18 protein-coding genes are annotated in these 17745 nt (G+C 69.0%); 6 read left to right on the top strand and 12 right to left on the bottom strand.

Translation table 11 applies throughout. The annotated features are described in order from the left end of the window. Nucleotides 1-7 precede the first annotated feature (7 nt). A complete protein-coding gene (locus J7520_RS07880) occupies nucleotides 8-940 on the bottom strand; it encodes a hypothetical protein (RefSeq protein WP_291186251.1) in 933 nt (310 codons plus the stop codon). 45 nt (nucleotides 941-985) lie between these two features. On the opposite strand from J7520_RS07880, the gene J7520_RS07875 reads away from it, so the two are divergent. Beyond that, complete coding sequence (locus tag J7520_RS07875) at nucleotides 986-1804, top strand: polysaccharide deacetylase family protein (protein ID WP_291186248.1); 819 nt, start codon at nucleotides 986-988, stop codon at nucleotides 1802-1804. Here J7520_RS07875 and J7520_RS07870 read toward each other — a convergent pair. The 5 genes from J7520_RS07870 to J7520_RS07850 form a co-directional block, all read right to left on the bottom strand. Next, entirely contained in the window at nucleotides 1801-2292 is a 492-nt protein-coding gene (locus tag J7520_RS07870; RefSeq protein WP_291186245.1) for a hypothetical protein, read from the bottom strand. The genes J7520_RS07875 and J7520_RS07870 overlap by 4 nt on opposite strands. Next, entirely contained in the window at nucleotides 2289-3221 is a 933-nt protein-coding gene (locus tag J7520_RS07865) for a 5'-nucleotidase (protein WP_291186243.1), read from the bottom strand. The genes J7520_RS07870 and J7520_RS07865 overlap by 4 nt, the downstream gene beginning before the upstream one ends. Further along, a complete protein-coding gene (locus J7520_RS07860; protein ID WP_291186240.1) occupies nucleotides 3214-4722 on the bottom strand; it encodes a S8 family serine peptidase in 1509 nt (502 codons plus the stop codon). The genes J7520_RS07865 and J7520_RS07860 overlap by 8 nt, the downstream gene beginning before the upstream one ends. Before the next feature lie 127 nt (nucleotides 4723-4849). Further along, nucleotides 4850-5200, bottom strand: coding sequence for a GFA family protein (locus tag J7520_RS07855; RefSeq protein ID WP_291186237.1), 351 nt, complete (start codon nucleotides 5198-5200; stop codon nucleotides 4850-4852). A gap of 31 nt (nucleotides 5201-5231) precedes the next feature. Beyond that, nucleotides 5232-5846 (bottom strand): rhomboid family intramembrane serine protease, encoded by a 615-nt coding sequence (locus J7520_RS07850; RefSeq protein WP_291186234.1) that lies wholly within the window; start codon nucleotides 5844-5846, stop codon nucleotides 5232-5234. A gap of 240 nt (nucleotides 5847-6086) precedes the next feature. Between J7520_RS07850 and J7520_RS07845 the strand changes: the two genes are divergently transcribed. Next, the gene (locus tag J7520_RS07845) at nucleotides 6087-7034 is read left to right on the top strand and encodes a CorA family divalent cation transporter (protein WP_291186232.1); all 948 of its coding nucleotides are present in this window, start codon (nucleotides 6087-6089) and stop codon (nucleotides 7032-7034) included. A 150-nt stretch (nucleotides 7035-7184) separates the two neighbouring features. Here J7520_RS07845 and J7520_RS07840 read toward each other — a convergent pair whose 3' ends face one another. Continuing rightward, nucleotides 7185-7748 (bottom strand): NAD(P)H-dependent oxidoreductase, encoded by a 564-nt coding sequence (locus tag J7520_RS07840; RefSeq protein ID WP_291186229.1) that lies wholly within the window; start codon nucleotides 7746-7748, stop codon nucleotides 7185-7187. 75 nt (nucleotides 7749-7823) lie between these two features. On the opposite strand from J7520_RS07840, the gene J7520_RS07835 reads away from it, so the two are divergent. Next, nucleotides 7824-8729, top strand: coding sequence for a PhzF family phenazine biosynthesis protein (locus J7520_RS07835; RefSeq protein ID WP_291186226.1), 906 nt, complete (start codon nucleotides 7824-7826; stop codon nucleotides 8727-8729). Between the two features lie 159 nt (nucleotides 8730-8888). On the opposite strand, the gene J7520_RS07830 is transcribed toward J7520_RS07835, so the two are convergent. Together J7520_RS07830 and J7520_RS07825 are read right to left on the bottom strand one after the other, a co-directional pair. After that, entirely contained in the window at nucleotides 8889-9098 is a 210-nt protein-coding gene (locus J7520_RS07830) for a cold-shock protein (RefSeq protein ID WP_291186224.1), read from the bottom strand. A gap of 406 nt (nucleotides 9099-9504) precedes the next feature. Further along, complete coding sequence (locus tag J7520_RS07825) at nucleotides 9505-9687, bottom strand: 30S ribosomal protein THX (protein ID WP_291186222.1); 183 nt, start codon at nucleotides 9685-9687, stop codon at nucleotides 9505-9507. 101 nt (nucleotides 9688-9788) lie between these two features. Here J7520_RS07825 and J7520_RS07820 point away from each other — a divergent pair, with 101 nt between their 5' ends. Further along, the gene (locus tag J7520_RS07820; RefSeq protein ID WP_291186219.1) at nucleotides 9789-10751 is read left to right on the top strand and encodes a patatin-like phospholipase family protein; all 963 of its coding nucleotides are present in this window, start codon (nucleotides 9789-9791) and stop codon (nucleotides 10749-10751) included. A gap of 149 nt (nucleotides 10752-10900) precedes the next feature. Here J7520_RS07820 and J7520_RS07815 read toward each other — a convergent pair whose 3' ends face one another. After that, nucleotides 10901-13891 (bottom strand): serine/threonine-protein kinase, encoded by a 2991-nt coding sequence (locus J7520_RS07815; protein ID WP_291186216.1) that lies wholly within the window; start codon nucleotides 13889-13891, stop codon nucleotides 10901-10903. Nucleotides 13892-14252: 361 nt separating this feature from the next. Between J7520_RS07815 and J7520_RS07810 the strand changes: the two genes are divergently transcribed. Further along, nucleotides 14253-14549, top strand: a complete 297-nt coding sequence (locus J7520_RS07810; protein ID WP_291186213.1) for a hypothetical protein — start codon at nucleotides 14253-14255, stop codon at nucleotides 14547-14549. Nucleotides 14550-14560: 11 nt separating this feature from the next. Further along, a complete protein-coding gene (locus J7520_RS07805; RefSeq protein ID WP_291186210.1) occupies nucleotides 14561-16171 on the top strand; it encodes a hypothetical protein in 1611 nt (536 codons plus the stop codon). A 42-nt stretch (nucleotides 16172-16213) separates the two neighbouring features. On the opposite strand, the gene J7520_RS07800 is transcribed toward J7520_RS07805, so the two are convergent. Both J7520_RS07800 and J7520_RS07795 read right to left on the bottom strand, forming a co-directional pair. Then, nucleotides 16214-17143, bottom strand: coding sequence for a cation diffusion facilitator family transporter (locus J7520_RS07800; protein WP_291186208.1), 930 nt, complete (start codon nucleotides 17141-17143; stop codon nucleotides 16214-16216). Nucleotides 17144-17216: 73 nt separating this feature from the next. After that, nucleotides 17217-17639 (bottom strand): MerC domain-containing protein, encoded by a 423-nt coding sequence (locus tag J7520_RS07795; RefSeq protein ID WP_291186205.1) that lies wholly within the window; start codon nucleotides 17637-17639, stop codon nucleotides 17217-17219. Nucleotides 17640-17745 lie beyond the last annotated feature (106 nt).

Raw genomic sequence — 17745 nt, 5'->3', positions numbered from 1 at the left:
ATGTTCGCTAGTTACGCGAAGGCGCCCGGCAATGGCGCGCGAACAGCGTTTCGCCTTGTCGGAGTGCGGCCGCCCGCTGTGCGGCGTCGAGCTTCTCGGCGGCGCCCTGCGCGGCGGCCTGGATGTCGGCGCGGGCGTCTTCCCCGTGCCGCAGCCGATCCGCTTGGGCGTAGGCGATCATCAGGCTCGGAGACGGCTGGAACAGCCAGTCCAGCTGCCCGGCCTGTCCGCGGTAGGCGTCCGCCAGCAGCGGCAAGGCGTCGCAGTCGCCGGCGGCGAGCGCCTGCTGCAGCAGATCGGCAGCGGTTTGCCGGCGCCGCTCGACCTCGTCCGGATGCATGAGGATGTCCTCCCTGCCCATGCCGTGCAGACCCCAGTTGGCGTAGTCGAGGCGCGCCCTCGCATCGCCGGCGCGGGCGGCCTTTTCCAGCCAGGCGACTCGATTCTCGAGCAGTGCGGGATCGACCCCGGTGCAGTCTTCGCGCCGTCGGGCTCTGTCCTCGACCTCCGCAGCGACCTGGCCGATTTCCAGCTCCGTCGCCGGTTCGTGGCCGTTCCTCCAGTAGAAGCGTTTGAGCGCGTTGCGGCGGATTTCCTCGTCCGGCTCGGAGTCCGCCCCGGCGCAATACATCAGGCGCATCGACAGCTCGCGCATCGCGTCGGGTCGGCCTTGCTCGGCGAGGGCGCGCAAGGCCTCGATGGCGCGATTGGCCGGGACGTCCGGCGCCGGCAGGTCGGGCGCGGCCGGGGTTTTCGCGCCGGCTCGCGTATCGGATGCCCGCGCGGGTGCGTCGGACGGGTCCGTCTTCACCGTCGCGGCGACGGCCGGCGCGCTCGTCTCGGCCCGCACCCTCCGCTCGCGCGACACCAGCAGCCAACCGCCAATCGCCGCGGCCAAGCCGAGCGTCGCAGTCAGCGAAAGCCCTCCCTTGATGCGCATGCGCACGATGTCCCAACCTCGAATCACAGCGGCGATACTAGGGGGATGCGAGTACCCGTCCTGGCCTACCACTCCAACAACGTCGCCGGCAACGACTACGCCGACAACGACCACGTCGCATTGGCGCACGACCTGCGCGCCATTCATCGCCGCGGTCTACGCATCGTACCGCTGGCGCGCATCGTCGACGCGCTGCTCGGCGCGGCTCCGCAAGCCAGCGTCGAGAACGCCGTCGCCGTGACCTTCGACGACGGCTCCTGGTTCGACTGGCACGACCTCGAGCATCCGACCTATGGACCGCAGCGCGGCTTCGCCGGCGTCCTGCGCGACTTCGTCGCGGAAACCGGCGCGGCGGCGCACGCGACCAGCTTCGTCGTCGTCTCGCCCGCCGCTCGCGCCACGCTCGACCGCACCTGCCTGGCCGGACGCGGATGGTGGGGCGACGAATGGTGGCCCGCGGCGCAGGCCGAGGGCCTGCTCGCGATCGAGAGCCACAGCTGGGACCACAACCACCCCACCCTTCCGCTCACCGCGCAGCGCGAGCAGCGCAAGGGCACGTTCCGCGCGATCGACAGCTACGCCGACGCCGACGTGCAACTGCGCCAGGCCAGCGACTGGCTCGACGCGCATTGCGCGCCGCACCGCACGAGCCTGTTCGCCTATCCGTACGGCGAGAGCAACGACTACCTGGTCGAGGACTACCTGCCGCGGCACGCGCACGAGCACCGCCTGCGCGCCGCGTTCGGCACCGATCCGCGCCCGCTCGAAACGGGCGCCGACCGCTGGCGGCTGCCGCGCTTCGTCTGCGGCGACGCCTGGAAGTCGCCGCAGGCGTTCGAGCGCGTTCTCGACGAAGCCGGCTAGAACGGCCCGATCGCGTGCGCCTGCGCGAGCAGCCGGGCTTGCTCGGCGCCGGGCAGCGCGCGCGTCCAGTGGACCAGCAAATGCGCATGCGGCGTGCGCCGGAATCCGGCGGCCAGGTCGACGCGCTCGGCCAGCGCGTCGCCGCAGTAGCCGAAGATCGCCGCGTAGGTCGGCGCGAAGTGGCGCACCGACCAGTCCAGCGTCATGCGATAGAGGCCGCCGGCGTCGCGGATCGCGGCACGTGTGGCCGGAGCCATGTCGCGCATCGCTCGGTTGTCGACGCAGGCGCCGCCGCCGAGCAGGATGTCGCCCATCGCGGTGAAGTGCACGTAGCAGACCACAACTTCCGATCCGTCACCGCCGCGATGGAACGCGAGCACGTGGTGCGGAAAATCCGGCGGCGCCTGCCCGAAGCGACGGCGGAACAGTGCCTGCGCGCGCTGCGCGCCGTCGGCCGCCTCGCGGATCGTCAGCATCGATTCGCTCATGCGTCGGACGACGCCGGACGCCGCGGCACGTGGCCGGTGGCGACGTGCTGGCGCGCGGATTCGACGTTGACGGTCGAGTCGTCGAAGAAGATGTCGGCGCCGAACGCTTCGAGGAACGGTCCCTTCGGCCGGCCGCCGAGGAACAGCGCTTCGTCGATGCGCACGCCCCAGTGGCGCAGGGTCAGGATCACGCGCTTGTGCGCCGGCGCCGAACGCGCCGTCACCAGCGCGGTGCGGATCGGCGAGGCTTCGCTCGGGAACGCGGCCTGCAACCGGTGCAGCGCGTCGAGAAAGCTGCGGAACGGACCGCCGGACAGCGGCTCGCGCTCGCGCTCGGCTTCGTGGCGATGGAAGGCGTCGATGCCGCCCTCCTCCGAGATGCGTTCGGACTCGTCGCCGAACAGCACGGCGTCGCCGTCGAACGCGATGCGCAACTGCTCGGACGACCGCTGCGGCGCCTTCGACGGCAGGATCGTCGCCGCCGCGATGCCGCCGGCGAGCGCGTTGGCGACGCTGTCGGCGTTCGCGGACAGGAACAGGTCGGCGCCGAACGCGCGCACGTAGGGCAAGGTCGGCTCGCCGCGCGTGAACGCGGCGCGCACGATGCCGAGACCGTAGTGTTCGATCGAATTGAAGATGCGCAGGCCGGTGTCGGCCGAATTGCGCGAAAGCAGGATCACCTCGACGTGCGGCGCTTCCGGCGGCGCGCGGTTGAGTCGCAACAGCTTCTGCACCAGCGGGAAGGCGATGCCAGGCGCGAGCAGCTCGTTCTCGTTCTGGATCTGGTGCTGCGCAAACGCCTCCACGCCTTCGCGCTCGAACAGCTCGTGGCTGTCGCCGAGGTCGAACAGCGCGCGCGACGAAATGGCGACCACCAGGGTGTCGCCGTCGCGTTTCTTGTCGGCGCGCGTGCGTTCCGTTTCAGCCATCGAATCCGTCCACGAAGATCACGTCCAGTTCCGCTTCATCCAGTGCGGCCTGCACCGCCGCCGCGGCGTCGAGGCGTCCGTAGCCGGCCTGGTGGTTCGGCCAGTCGCTCATCGTCGTTCCACCGCAGCCGCCCGGGTTGTACGCGCTGGTCACGCCGCTGGTCGTCGCGCTCGCCCGCAGCAGGGCGGCGAGGCGCGCCGGCTGGCCGCGCAGCGAGGGGTTGGCCGACATCATCAGCGCCGCGGTGCCGGCCACGTGCGGGCCGGCCATGCTGGTTCCGCTCATCGTGCCGTAGCCGCCACCGGGCAACGTGGAAAGAATGCTCACGCCCGGCGCGACCACGTCGGGCCGGATCGTAGCGGAACCGGCGACCGGCCCGCGACTGGAAGACGACCACACCGCGTCGGAGGTGGTCGTCGCGCCGACGACGAAGCTCGCGTCGTAGATCGCTGCCGGCGTCGTGATCGAGCCGCAGCCCGGACCGTCGTTGCCGGCCGAGACGACGAAGAACACTCCGGCCGCGACGAGGTTGTCGACGGCGACCTGCAATTCGTCGCCGACCGTGCAGCCTTCCTCCGGCACGCAGCCCCACGAGTTGTTGACCACGTCCGGCGCGCGATCCGGATCCGGATTCGCCCCGGCCAGGTCGGTCGGCGCCAGCAGCCATTCCATGCATTCGATGTAGCTCGCCGGCGTGCCGTCGCCGTCGTCCATGTTGCGGCAGCCGATCCAGCGCGCGCCGGGCGCGACGCCGATCGGATTGCCCGCGCCGTCGCCGCCGGCGAAGGTGCCCGCCGTGTGCGTGCCGTGGCCGTAGTCGTCGCAGGGTGCCGGCGAATCGGCCGGGCAGCTCGCATTGGGCTGGTGGATGGCGTCGTGCCAGTTGTAGTCGTGGTCGGCGACGCTGCCGTCCCAGCCGCGGTACTGCGACTTCAGGGCCGGATGGTCCCATTGATAGCCGGTGTCCTGGCCGCCGATGACGACGCCCTGCCCGGTGATGCCGCGCTCCCAGACCGCCGGCGCCCGGATCTTCTCCACGCCCCAGGCGCTTCCCTGCGGCGCGGTCGGCGCCGCAGCCGACGTCGCCGGCTGCGGCAGGCGCGCGGCGATCTTCGGATCGGCGGCGATGCGCGCGACGTCGGCGCGACGCGCCAGCGCGTCGATGTCGTCCGCGTCCAGTCGCGCCGATATCAGGTTCGCGATCCAGTACGGCCGATAGGCGATCCCGCGCGACGCCAGCCATCCGCGCACGCCGGCCTGCTGCACGCCGGCGCGCGCGCGCAGCGCGTCGACCAGGGCGCGGCGGCGTTCGCGATAGTCGGCGCGCGGATCGAGCGGCGCCAGGGTCGGCTGCGCCTGGTCGGCGAAGACGATCAGCACGTCGACGTCTCCGCCCTGCCCTGCGCTCGTGCGCACGGCGGGATCGACGTCGGCGGCGAGCGCGGCGTTCAGCGCGAACACGAGGGGAACGATCGACAACGAAGCGAGCGAGCGAGGCATGGCGGGATTCCGTCGACGGCGAGCGCGGCGCCAGAAACCGCACGTTACAACAAGCGCGGCGAGGTCGCGCGCGCCCGCCGCGCCGGATCGGCCGGCCGCCGCGCGGACGACGACGCGGCGCGCCGCTTCAGAGATTGCGGCCGTCGAACTGGTGGATCTCGAGCTTGGCGAGGTCCACGTCCGGCAGGCAGCGCACGTTGATCGCCCAGGTCGCATCGCCGTTCTGGTCGGTGCCGCGGCCGAACGTCGCGATGCCGCAGTTGGGGCAGAAATGGTGGCGGATGCGGTGCGTGTTGAAGGTGTAGGTCGACAGGTCCGCTTCCGGCGTCTTCAGGCGCACCTGCGCGTCCGGCACGAAGGCGAGCAGGCCGCCGCGGCGCGAACACATCGAGCAGTTGCATTCCATGGCGCTGTCGATCTCGGCGTCGACTTCGAAGGCGATTCGACCGCAGTGGCAGCTTCCAGCGTGAGTGGTCATCGGACGGGTCTCCGTATCGGGAAAGGGAAGATCAACCGAACCCGAGCGAGGGCTGCGTCAGCTGGCGCAGGAAATGCCCGACGACGTCCGGTTCGATCAGGATGGTGGCGAATACGCCGTAGGCGGCTCCCCATAGATGCGCGCTGTGGTTGACGTTGTCGGTGCGCTGGCGATCCATGTAGATCGAATAGGCGACGTATGCCACCGCGTAGAGGATCGCCGGCAGCGGCAGCACGAACACGATGATCTTGCTCCACGGCGCCAGCAGGATGAACGAGAACAGCACGGCGGAAACCGCGCCGGACGCGCCGAGGCTGCGATAGCGGCTGTCGTTCTTGTGCTGCAGATAGCTCGGCAGGCTCGATACCACCAGGGCGCCGACGTAGAAGATCAGGTAACCGATCGCGCCGCCGCGGCTGACGTAGAAGCCCTCCATCGCGCGGCCGAAGAAGAACAGCGTGATCATGTTGAACAGCAGGTGCGGCCCGTCGGCGTGGATCAGTCCGCAGCTGGCCAGGCGCCACCATTCCTTGCCGCGCGTGATCGCCGGCGGCCACAGGATCAGGCGGTCGAGCAGCCGCTCGTCCTTGAACGCCATGAACGACACGACGCAGGTGATCGCGATGATGATCAGGGTGATGGTCATGGGTCGGCTGGTTTCCTGCGGTTTTCGAAAAGAAGGCTCACGGGACCGGGCATCCCGCCGCGGCTGGCGACGAAACGATCGCGGCGGCGCCGCACCACGCGTGCCGCCTCGGGGATCGGATCGGCCGCCGAAAGCGACGACACGCCCCCGTACCGGAGCGGCTTTCGCGCCGCTTCCGGAAGGCGCGCACGATATGATGGCGCGCATGTCGCCCACAAGCGCCGAGCGGACGAGTACGGCATGCTGACCCATCACGGCGCGGACGGCCGCGTACTGACCACGGCGGCCGACGGCCGCTCGTCGGGCGAATGCCGCTGGTTCGACCTGCGCGATCCGACCGCCGAGGAAGTCCGCGACGTCGAGCGCAGCACCGGCCTGTCGCTGCCGACGCAGGAGCGCATCCGCGCGGTCGAGATGTCCAGCCGCGCGCGCCTCGACGGCGACGTGCTGTATCTGAACGTGCCGTACTTCGCGCACGACGTCGAGCAGCGGCCGGTGCCGTTCGGCTTGATCGTCGCGCCGAAATTCCTGGTCTCGATCCGCTACGGCGATTCGCCGGCGTTCCGCCAGGCCACCAATGCGGTTCACGAGACGAAGACGCCGGACGACGGCGCCGGCGTGTTCGTCGCCCTGCTCGAGGCGCTGGTCGGCGAAATCGCCGATCACCTGGAGGCGATCACCGCGCAGACCGCGGATCTGTCGTTGCAGATCATGGGGCAGCCGAAGCATTCCACCCGCACGCTGACCGGCATGCTGAAGCGGATCGGCGAACTCGAAAGCGCCCTCACGCGCGCGCGCCAGACGATGAGCGGCCTCGGTCGCATCGTCGGCTTCATGCAGGAGAACGCGCCGCCCTGGGTCGGCAAACCTCAGCTCGCGCAGCTGAAGGTCGTGCACAAGGATCTCGACGGGCTCGGCGAGCTGGACAGCCACATGACCGACAAGCTGCAGTTCCTGCTCGACGCCGTGCTCGGCTTCATCAACATCGAGCAGAACGACGTCATCAAGATCCTGACCGTCGCCTCGGTGGTGTCGATCCCGCCGGTGATCCTGGCCGGCATCTGGGGCATGAATTTCGTCAACATGCGGGAACTGAAGCTGCCGTACGGCTATCCGCTGGCGCTGGTGGCGATCGTGCTGAGCGCGGTGCTGCCGCTGTACTGGTTCAAGCGACGCGGGTGGCTCTGAGTTCCGGATCGCTCTCCGCAGCGGCACAGCGGGAGAAACCGGCTCCGGCGCCAAGCGACCGACGCGCCGAAGGCATCCGCCGCCGCGAGATCGGCCCGCGCGCCTCGCCTTTCCGCGAATCCGTCAGCCCGCCGGCACCTCGGCCGCGGCTCAGGCCAGAATGCGCTCGACCCAGGCGGCGTACGCGCGCAGGAACTTGGCCAGATACTCGCGCGTCGATTCGTTGACCAGTTGGCCTGCTTCGTCGAACAGCTTGTCGGCGCCGCCGATGTACATCTCCGGCTGCTGCAGCATCAGGATGTCGAGGAACACGCAGGATTGGCGCAGATGATGGTTCGCGCCGAAACCGCCGATCGCGCTCGGCGAGACGCTGATGACCGCGCCCGGCTTGCCGCTCCACACGCTGTGGCCATACGGACGCGAACCGACGTCGATCGCGTTCTTCAGTCCGCCCGGCACCGACCGGTTGTATTCCGGCGTCACGAAGATCACGCCGTCGGCGCGGCGCACGCGGTCGCGGAACGGCGCGTAGGACGCCGGCGCCGGCTCGCCGGCCTCGAAATCCTGGTTGTACAGCGGCAGCTGGCCGATCTCGACGATCTCCAGCTTCAACGGTTCCGGCGCCTGCGCGATCAGCGTACGTGCGACTTTGCGATTCAGCGATTCCTTACGCAGGCTGCCGACGATCACGGCGACGTCGCGGATCTTGGCCATCGGTCTTTCCTCGAGCGGCACGAAGGTGGCACGACGTTATCATCCGCCTCCCCCTTCCTGTCCAGACGATACCCGATGACGACCTCGCGCTATCTGCAACTCGACGTGTTCTGCGCGCGCGCCGGCGGCGGCAATCCGCTCGGCACGGTGATCGGCGCGGACGACTGGAGCGGCGAGGACATGCAGCGCTTCGCGACCTGGACGAATCTGGTCGAAACGACCTTCGTGCTGGCGCCGACGAAAGCGGAAGCGAGCTACCGGCTGCGCATCTTCACGCCGGGCAAGGAGATCCCGTTCGCCGGCCACCCGACCATCGGCAGCGCGCACGCGGTGCTCGAAACCGGCTTCGCGCAACCGCACGGCGGCTTGCTGGTGCAGGAATGCGCGGCCGGCCTGCTGCCGGTGCGCGTCGAAGGCGACGGCACCGCGCGGCGCCTGTTCGTGCAGGCGCCGGGCGCACGCGTCATCCGCGAGGGCGTGCACGTCGACCCCGTTCTTTCCTATCTGCTGCGCGGCATCGCGCTCGGCGCGCTGCCGCCCGCCTGCGTCGAGGGCGGACGTCGCTGGTGGGTGGCCGAGTTCGCCAGCGAAGCGGCACTGCGCGGCTGGCAGCCGGAACACGCGTCGATCGGTACGCTCGCGCGCGAAACCGACACACTCGGCCTGTGCGCGTTCGCGCGATGCGCGAACGGGACCGAGACCGGTTACGACCTGGTCGTGCGTGCGTTTCCGGCCGGTGTCGGCATCGTCGAGGATCCCGCCTCCGGCGCAGCCAACGGCCTGATCGCCGCATGGATCGCGCTGCGCGAACCGCAGGGCGCACTGGCGCGCGGCTACCGCGTCAGTCAGGGCCGCGAGATCGGCCGCGACGCGTCCATCCAGATCCGCATCGACTCTCCGGGGCCGAGCGGCAAGGCGGCGGTCTGGGTCGGCGGGCAGACCCATACCGTCATCGACGGCCGAGCCGGCCGACTGCCGTGAGGCATGCGGCTTTTCATTGCGCCGGCAGCTTCGCCTGAGACGCGCGGCGCAAGCCCTTGCGCCCAGCGGGCCGCAGCGATCCGCGGACGATCCAAACGCAAGCCAAAAAAAAACCCCAGGCGTTTCCGCCTGGGGTTTTTGAAACGGACCGGTGAGGCCTTAGACCACCTGAACCTGGTCAGCCTGCATGCCCTTCTGGCCCTGCACGGCGACGAAGGTCACGCGCTGGCCTTCCTGCAGCGACTTGAAGCCGGTGCCCTGGATCGCGCGGAAGTGCACGAACAGGTCGGGGCCGCTCTCCGGGGTGATGAAGCCGAAACCCTTGGCATCATTGAACCACTTGACGGTACCGGTTTGACGATTGGACATCTTGCATAACTCCTGAAAACACGAATGAACATCGCGATGGCGGAACATTCCCCATCGAGACTGGGTTGCAGGGAGCTAGCGAGGCTAAATCGATGGAGCGGATCGCCGAGGATCAACCGCATCAGGCCACGATTCACAGTGACCCTTGCAAACACAGTGGGCGGATCATACTCGCAAATCCGTAGGAGTGCTAACAAGATTTTAAAAGTGACGAAAGTCCCGGTTCGGCTCGGCGATCGGTGACTTGTGCGACCCGGATCAGGTACGGGTCCGGACCGCCCGGCTGCGGCGGCGGGCGCCTCGTCCGGCTCGATCGATTCGAGCGCTGCGGGGGGACGAGGTCGGCATCAACTACGACAGCGGCGGCGCCGCGCGGAACGCGCGGGCCGCCGCGAAAGACGGGACTTCAGGCGCTCTTCTTCGCCGCGGCCTTCTTCGCCGGCGCAGCCTTCTTCACGGCCGGCTTGGCAGCCGCCGGCTTGGCGGCGGTCTTCGTGCCGGCAGCGGACTTCGCCGCATGCGGACGCGAATTGCCGTAGCTGCGGATCGCGATCTTGCCCTTCTTGGTCTTGCGGTCGCCTCTGCCCATGTCTCGCTCTTGATATCCATCGGGAATTCGGGGCGCGCAGGATAGCAGGCCGTCCGCCCTATGCAAGAATCGCGGCTCGCCGCCGCCACACGAGCCGCGCCATGTCCGCCACTCCGCTTCCGCCCTTGAGTCTCGCCCTGCAGGGCGGCGGCGCGCACGGCGCCTTCACCTGGGGCGTCCTCGACCGCCTGCTGGAGGAACCCGCGCTGGCGCTGGATGGCGTCAGTGCGACCAGCAGCGGTGCGATGAATGCGTTCGCCCTCGCACAGGGCTGGATCGAGAACGGCCGCGAGGGTGCGCGCGCCAAGCTCGAAGCGCTGTGGCAGGCGGTCGCCACGCAGTCCAATCCGCTGCGCTGGGCTTTCGGCGGCGCCCTGCTGTCGAACTGGACGCACCACTTCACCCCCGAGCAGATCAATCCGCTCGGCCTCAATCCGCTGCGCGCGATCGCCGAACGCCTGTTCGACTTCGAGCGCCTGCGCCGCGAGGCGCCGTTCAAGCTGTTCACAGCCGCCACACGCGTGCGCGACGGCGCGCTGAAGCTGTTCGGCAACGACGAACTGTCGATCGACGCCCTGCTCGCCTCGACCTGCCTGCCGCAGCTGTTCGCCGCGGTCGTCGTCGACGGCGAGACCTACTGGGACGGCGGCTACGCCGGCAATCCGGCGCTGGAGCCGCTGATCTACCGCTGCACCGCGGCCCACGTCGTCTGCGTGCTGGTGCAGCCTCTGTCGCGCCCGCAGTTGCCGTCGAGCGCGCGCGCGATCGCCGAACGCGTCGCCGAACTCGGCTTCTCGACCACCTTCCTGCGCGAATACGACTCGCTCGTCCACGCCCAGGCCGCCTTGCGCGGCAGCGTGCCGCTGAGCGCGCTCGGCCGGCGCATGAAGACCCTGCGTCTGCACCTGATCGAGCCGGGCGACACGCTGACCGAGTACCGCGCGAAGACGCGCCTCAACACCGAAATCGGCTTCCTGCTCGAGCTGCGCGATCTCGGCCGCGAAGCGGCGACGGCATGGCTGGCCGACAGGCAAGCGACCGGGCACCAGCCGCTCCGCGATTGAGCTTCACTCTTGCCCAAGAATACGTCCGGCCACGGGAAGGAACGGACTGCTCGCGGGAATCTGAGCAGCGAACGAATCGTCGCGCTCGACGACGCGCCGAGCACGTTCGAACGGACCTCGCCGTGACAGAGGTGCTCGAGTAGCGCAACCTAGACGGCTTTCGCAGCTAGGCTCTTGCTGACGGAGAGGCGCTTGCGCAGCCGCCGCAAGGGTTCGCGGTAATAGTCAGCAAGTTCCTTGTGCTGCGCCTGGATGGCCTCTGCCTTCGCTGCCAGCTCGTGCGCTTGCGCGGCGTGGCCGAGCGCGAGGTGGCATTCGGCCAGGGTGATTTGCGCTTCGGCGACCAACGGGCTCATCGGCAGCCAATATTTGATGCGCGCGTCCAATGCCCGCTGCAACAGCGGCAGCGCGGCAGCGGCGTCGCCCGCACCAAGCTTGGCCGAGCCATCGAAGAAGTCGGCGCGCGTGGAGATTTTTTCGAGCAATTCGGCGTGACCGCTGGCCTGGACCGCCGCACGCAAGCTCGCCACCGGCTCGGCAACGGCCGCGACGTTGCCCGAACGCAGGGCGAGTTCGGCCATCAACACCCAACGGATCACGGCGAAACGCTGCAGGCGCTGGCCTGGTGGGTCCTGCGGAACGACGAAATCGTCGATCACCTGCTGCGCCTCGGCGAAACGACCTTGGAACATGGCCCACTTCGCCGTCGTTTCCCGGATCGGATTGAAGGCGACGGTGGTGCGCTTCTGGCCGGCCGCCTCGCGGATGCTCGCCGCCTCCTCCAAGTCCTTGCGCGCCTCCTCGAAGCGGCCCATTTCCGTCAGGGTACGCGCGATTTCGCTGATCGTGACTGCCCGCGTCACGTCCGCGGGATCGCGCTTCAGCGCCGCCCGCACGGCTTGGATGTCGGCCAATCCCGCTTCGAGATCGCCCGCGACGCTCAAGAGGCTGGCCCTGGTCCCCACCACGTAGGCGACGTCGGTCGGATCGTCCGCGCCGGGCAAGGCGAGGAACTGCTCTTTTGCCCGCGTCAGCAGATCCAACCCGTCGCGGGTGTTGCCGGCGAGGAACAGGACCTGGCCGAGCGTCGTGGTCTTCCTGACCGTCTCGATGTGCCGCTCGCCGTTCACGGCCTGCACCGCCTGCAACGCCAGGCGCGCGTTGCGCTCTGCCTCGGCGTAGTCGAGGGATTGCATCTGAAAACCGGCGAGTTCGCCGTACGCGCGCGCCAAGGCGAAGCGCCCTTCCGGCACCGCGCGCAACACGTTGATGGCCTTGTTCATCGAAACGGCGGCGTCCTCCCAGTTGGCGGCAAGGGATTGCATGTTTCCCTCCAGCCGCAGCGCCTCGGCCAGGTCCAGCGAGGGAGGAAGCGCCTCGAACAAATCCGCCGCGCGTCGCACATCGTCGAGCGATCGCGGCCGATCGGTCAGGCGGCGAAACTGCGCCTGCTTGAGCAGCAGCCTGCCGCGCAGTACCGAGCGGTCGTCGTGGCGGCGATCGAGGATCGCCTGCGCTTCGTCCAGCACTGCCGCGCCGTCTTTTTCCTCCTTCGTTCCGTACAAGGCGTCGCCGAGCTCGGTGAGGGACGCGGCCAGTTCAGGAGAATCCGCGCCATACGATTTCCGCGCCAGCTCGACTGCCTGGCGGCGCAGCGTGACTTGCTCGTCCTTGATCTCCAGATCCTTGTAGAGATCGCCCAGCAGCCGCACCGTGCCGAGCTTCGCTTCGGGCGCATCGTCCATCGCGGCGTCGATCTTCTTCGCACCGAGATCGAGCAATTCGCGCGCCGTGGTCCGGCGCGCCTTGGCCGGATCGCTTTGTGCGCTCGAGTTGGCGCGGAAGATGTCGCGCATGAAATCCTGCACCGCGGTGGCCGTGCGCGCCTCGCGTTCCGCTCGCCGCGCTTCGGAGCGCGCCTTGTCCGCCTGCCAGGCAATGGCAATGGTTGCGACCGCCATCGCCACGAACAGCAGCGCCGCACTGGCCAGCGGCAGCCAGTTCCTGCGCATGAACCGCCTCGCCACGTACGCCCGCGCCCCCGCCCTCGCCTGCACGGGACGATGATCGAGGCAGCGCCGCACGTCCTCGGCCAGCGCGCGCGCGTCCGGGTAGCGGTCGCTCGCGTCCTTGCGCAGCGCCTTGCCGACGATCGCGTCGAGGTCGCCTTGCAGCGCGCGTTTATGAATGGGCGATGGCTCCGTGACGCACTTGCTCGGCGGCGGCAATGGCGCATCGAGCAACCGCTTCACGGCGGTCGCCATCGGCGCGCCGTCGTCCGACCACGGCAGCCGGCTCGTCAGCAGCTCGAACAGGATCACGCCCAAGGCGTAGACGTCGGTGGCCGTGGCGAGCGCACCGTCGGTCAACTGCTCCGGCGCCGCGTAGTTCGGCGACAGATACAGCGTGCGGGTGCGGTCTTCCCGCGAGTCGGCGTCGAGCAGCTTGGCGATGCCGAAGTCGAGCAGCTTGGCCTGGCCTTCGGCCGTGACCAGGATGTTCGACGGTTTCAGATCGCGGTGCACGACCAGGCGCGTGTGCGCATAGGCCACTGCATCGACGATCTGCAGGAACAGGTTCAGCCGGTCGGACAGGGACAGCCGATGCGCTTGCGCGTAGGCGATCAGGTGCTCGCCTTCGACGTACTCCATCACCATGTACGCCGTGCCGTCCGCCTCGACGCCGCCGTCGTACAGCCGCGCGATGCTCGGATGCGCCAGGCCGGCGAGGATCTCCCGCTCGGTGGCGAAGCGCTGGCGGAGCGAGCCGCGCGCCTGCGGGATCAGTTTCACCGCGGCCTGCTGATGGAAGCCGCCTTCGCTGCGTTCGGCCAACCACACTTCCGCCATGCCGCCGCGGCCGAGCGGGCGCACCAATCGATACGCGCCGATCGTGCGGCCGGCGGCGTGGGCGCTTTGCGAGACATCGGCTGGCGCGTCGGACGGATCGGCTCGGACGGCCGAACGGTCGAGAAATCCTTCACCGCCCTCGGCCAGCCGCAGCAGCTCCTCGATGCGCGCGCGAAGCGGCGGTCGTCCGGCACAGACCTGGTCGAGAAATGCGGCGCGTCGCTCGCGCGGCAGCCCCAAGGCGCGCTCGAACAACGCGTGCACCTCGCCCGTCGGCGACTCCTGCGTCATCGCATCGCCCTCCCCGGGTGGATGCGTCCAGCATAGCGCCGCGCCTGTTCGTCAGCGAGCGCGAATCGGGAGCGGCAGGTTGGCACACCGTTCGGCGCAGGCGCAGGGATGCGCAATCCAACGCCGAAGACGCACCGTTGCCCCCGTCGAGGCTCGTCTCTCGCCACTGCCGATGCTCTGAGCGACGACGAGCCGCGCGCTGCTCGTACGTCCCGATTGCGTGAATCCGCTCTCCTGCGCAAGTGCCAGGCGCGAAACCGACTGCCTTCGTCACCGGTTTTCCACCGCCGTCGATTCCGCGTGGCGGATTCCCTCGCCCTCCGGCGTAGAGGTTCGTGCGCACATCAACGGAGGCCGAGTCATGCGCACATGCACCGTCATCGCTCGACGTCGAATCGGCAGCACGCTGCGCCTCGCCCTGCTGTTCGCCTGCATCCCTGCCGGTGCGCAGAGCACGGGCGGTGCCTACGCGATCGACAAAGCCGTCGTCGCCGGCGGCGGCGCCACGCTCGGCGCCGGCGCGTTCCGCCTCAGCGGCACGCTCGGCCAACCGGCGATCGCCACCTCGAGCGGCTCCGCCTACTCGCTGCAGGACGGTTTCTGGACGGCAGCCGGCACCGGCTCCGATCGCATTTTCGCCAACGGCTTCGATCCTTGAGGAGGGATGCTATGCGTACTTTGATGGGCTTGTTCGCCGGCTTGCTCTGGTCCGCCGCGCTGGCCGCGCCGCTCGGATCGGACTTCACCTACCAAGGCCAGCTCAGCGAGAACGGCCAGCCGGCCAGCGGCTCGTACGACGTGCAGTTCGCGCTGTACACCGAGCCCAGCGGCGGCTCCCCGGTCGACACGATCGACCGCGACGCGCTGGCCGTCAGCGACGGCTTGCTCAATGCCCAGCTCGACTTCACGGCGGTACCGTTCGATGGCCAGGCGCTATGGGTCGAAGTGCGCATCCGCCATGCCGGCGGCAGCAGCTACACGACCTTGACGCCGCGACGAGCGCTGTCGGCGACGCCGTATGCACTGTATGCGGCCAGCGGCACTCCGGGACCGCAGGGGCCGATCGGGCCGCAAGGTCCGCAGGGGCCGGTCGGAGCCACCGGCGCGCAGGGACCGCAAGGACCTGCGGGCGCAACCGGTGCGGCCGGACCGCAAGGACCGCAAGGGCCGGCTGGCGTCGTCACCCTACCCTACAGCGGATCGGACGGATCGGCCATGTCGTTTTCGATCACCAATACGCAGGCGTCGAACGGCAAGGCGGTCGTCGTCACCACCGGCCCGGGCGCCGGCAGCTACGGCGTGCTGGCCAGCGCGGGCGCAGTAGGTACGGGCATCTCCGGAATCGCCGACGGAGATGCTTCCTCCTACGGCGTCTGGGGGCGGACCGATCAAGGCTACGGGGTCGTAGGCGACTCCGATTCCGGAGTAGGCGTCTATGGGAGTTCGAGCACCAGTTCCGGTGTCCGCGGCTTCACCTCGACCGGACAAGGCGTCTACGGCGTGGCGTCCAGCCCGGTGGGTGTCGGCGTATACGGCTACCACGACGGGACCGGAACGGGCGTCTACGGCCGGGCGACGGGGCCGGAGAGCTACGGCGTGTTCGGCGAAGTGACGGATCGGGATTCCTGGGGCGTTTTCGGCAGCACTCAGGGAAACGGGATCGGCGTCGTCGGCGCGGCTCCGGTCATGGGTGTCTATTCGCCGGGCAACCTGGGCGCCGGCGGCGCGAAGACCTTCATCGAGCCGCATCCGACCGACCCCGGCAAGGAAATCCGCTACGCCTCGCTCGAAGGCCGCGAATCGGGAACGTACTTCCGCGGCACCGTGAAGCTGGTGCACGGCCAGGCCACGATCGAAGTGCCGGAGGACTTCCGCATGGTGTCGAGCGAGCACGGCCTGACCGTCGTCGCCACGCCGATCGGCGAACTCGCCACGGTGGCCTGCCTCTCCAAATCGCTGGACCGCATCGTGCTGCGCGGCTCCGCCGATGTCGAAGTCGACTACGTGGTCAACGGACTGCGCAAGGCGTTCGCGGATTTCCAACCGGTGCGCGAGAACCAGATGTTCGTCCCGCGCAGCAGGGATGCGACGGATTTCACTCTGGGACTGCCCGAGGAAAGCCTGCGGCGCCTGAAGGCGAACGGCATCCTCAATGCCGACGGAAGCGTGAACCAGGCGACGGCGCACCGGTTCGGCTGGGATCGGAAGCCCGGTTGGAACCTGTCGCGATCGTCATCCGCTCCGCCGCCGCAGCGACCGCTCAAGTCGGCGAGCCCGTAGGCGAACGCAGATCACCGGAACCGGAAAACGCGTTCCGCTCCACTAGCACCGCCCTTGCGCGCACCCATCGTGCGCGCAAGGCTGCGCCTCGATCTGCACGGTCGCGTGCTCGATGCGGAAGTGCTCGCGCAATACGCGGTGGATCGAGCGGATCGCCTGGTCGGCGTCGGCGCCTTCGTGCAACTGCGCGTGCAAGGTCGCAACGTGGTAGCCGCCGGCGAGCTGCCAGACGTGCACGTGATGCACGCCGCGCACGCCGTCGGCTTCACGCTGCAGGGCTTCGCCGACGCGATCGGCGTCGATGCCCTCCGGCGAGCCCTCGAGCAGGATGTGCGCCGAACGGCGCAGCAGGCGCCAGGCGCTGGCAAGGATCAGCAACGAAACGAGGATCGAGACGATCGGGTCGGCCCACAGCCAGCCGAGCCAGCCGATCAGCAGGGCCGCCGTCACCGCGCCGAGCGAGCCGAACAGATCGCCGAGCACGTGCAGGCGCGCGCTGGCGGTGTTGAGATCGTCGTGGTCGTGGCCGGACAACACGAACAGCACGAACGCATTCACGACGAGACCGGCGATCGCGACGACCAGCATCGTGCCGGACAGGATCGGCTGCGGCTCGCTCAGGCGCAGCAGCGCCTCGACCACGATCCAGGCGACCAGCACGAACTGCACGAGCGCGTTGCTGTAGCCGACCAGCACTTCGAGCCGCGCATAGCCGAAACTGCGCCGCGCATCGGCCGGCCGCTGCGCGAAATGCGCGCCGAGCCAGGCGAACATCAGCGCCGCCGCGTCGACCAGCATGTGGCCGGCGTCGGCGAGCAACGCCAGCGACCCGGACAACCAGCCGCCGATCGCCTCGGCGACCAGCGTGATCGCGGTCAGCGCGAACGCGAACAGCAGCTTCCGCGCGCGCCGGTCGCCCGCGCTCGCGTGGTCGTGAGCATGATCGTGCGCATGGTGGTGCGTGTGACTCATCGGAAAGAAAGGCGCTGCGTGGAGAGCGCAAGACTAGGCGCCGCGCGCCGCGTTACACAATCGCAGGCCGCCGCTAGTGCCCGCAGGCGGCGTCGTGGACGTGGCTGTGCGCGAGACGCAGGTTCACCAGATGCGCCAGCGCGACCAGCGTGCCGCCGATGCTGACCAGAACGGCATGGCCGATCGTGGCGTGCTCGACGTCGATGAGGATGCCGGTGACCAGCAGCACGATGCCCGGCAGCAGGAACCAGAACGCGCGGAAACGCTGGTGACGGCGGAAGCCGATGATCAAGGTCGACAGCGCCAGCACGGCGGCGAACGCGACGAAGACGCGCTCGAAGCGATGATCGGCGAGGAAGCCGAGGCCGAGCATCGGCAGCACCGCGATCACCAGCGGCAGCAGGGCGCAATGCACCGCGCACAGGAACGACGCGGTCGCACCGAAACGATCGGCGAAGCGCGCGAACCAGGATGGGCGGTGCGGTGCGGTGCTCATGGATGCTCCGGCTGACGTTACAACATAACTCGAATCACGATCTTCGGGCACGAGGCCGTCGCCTCAAGCCCCGGCGTCGACTTTCGTCGCGAGGACGCGAATCGGC

The sequence above is a fragment of the Dokdonella sp. genome, from assembly GCF_017744955.1.
Taxonomy (GTDB): domain Bacteria; phylum Pseudomonadota; class Gammaproteobacteria; order Xanthomonadales; family Rhodanobacteraceae; genus Dokdonella_A.
This window is presented reverse-complemented; position numbering and strand designations above follow the sequence as displayed.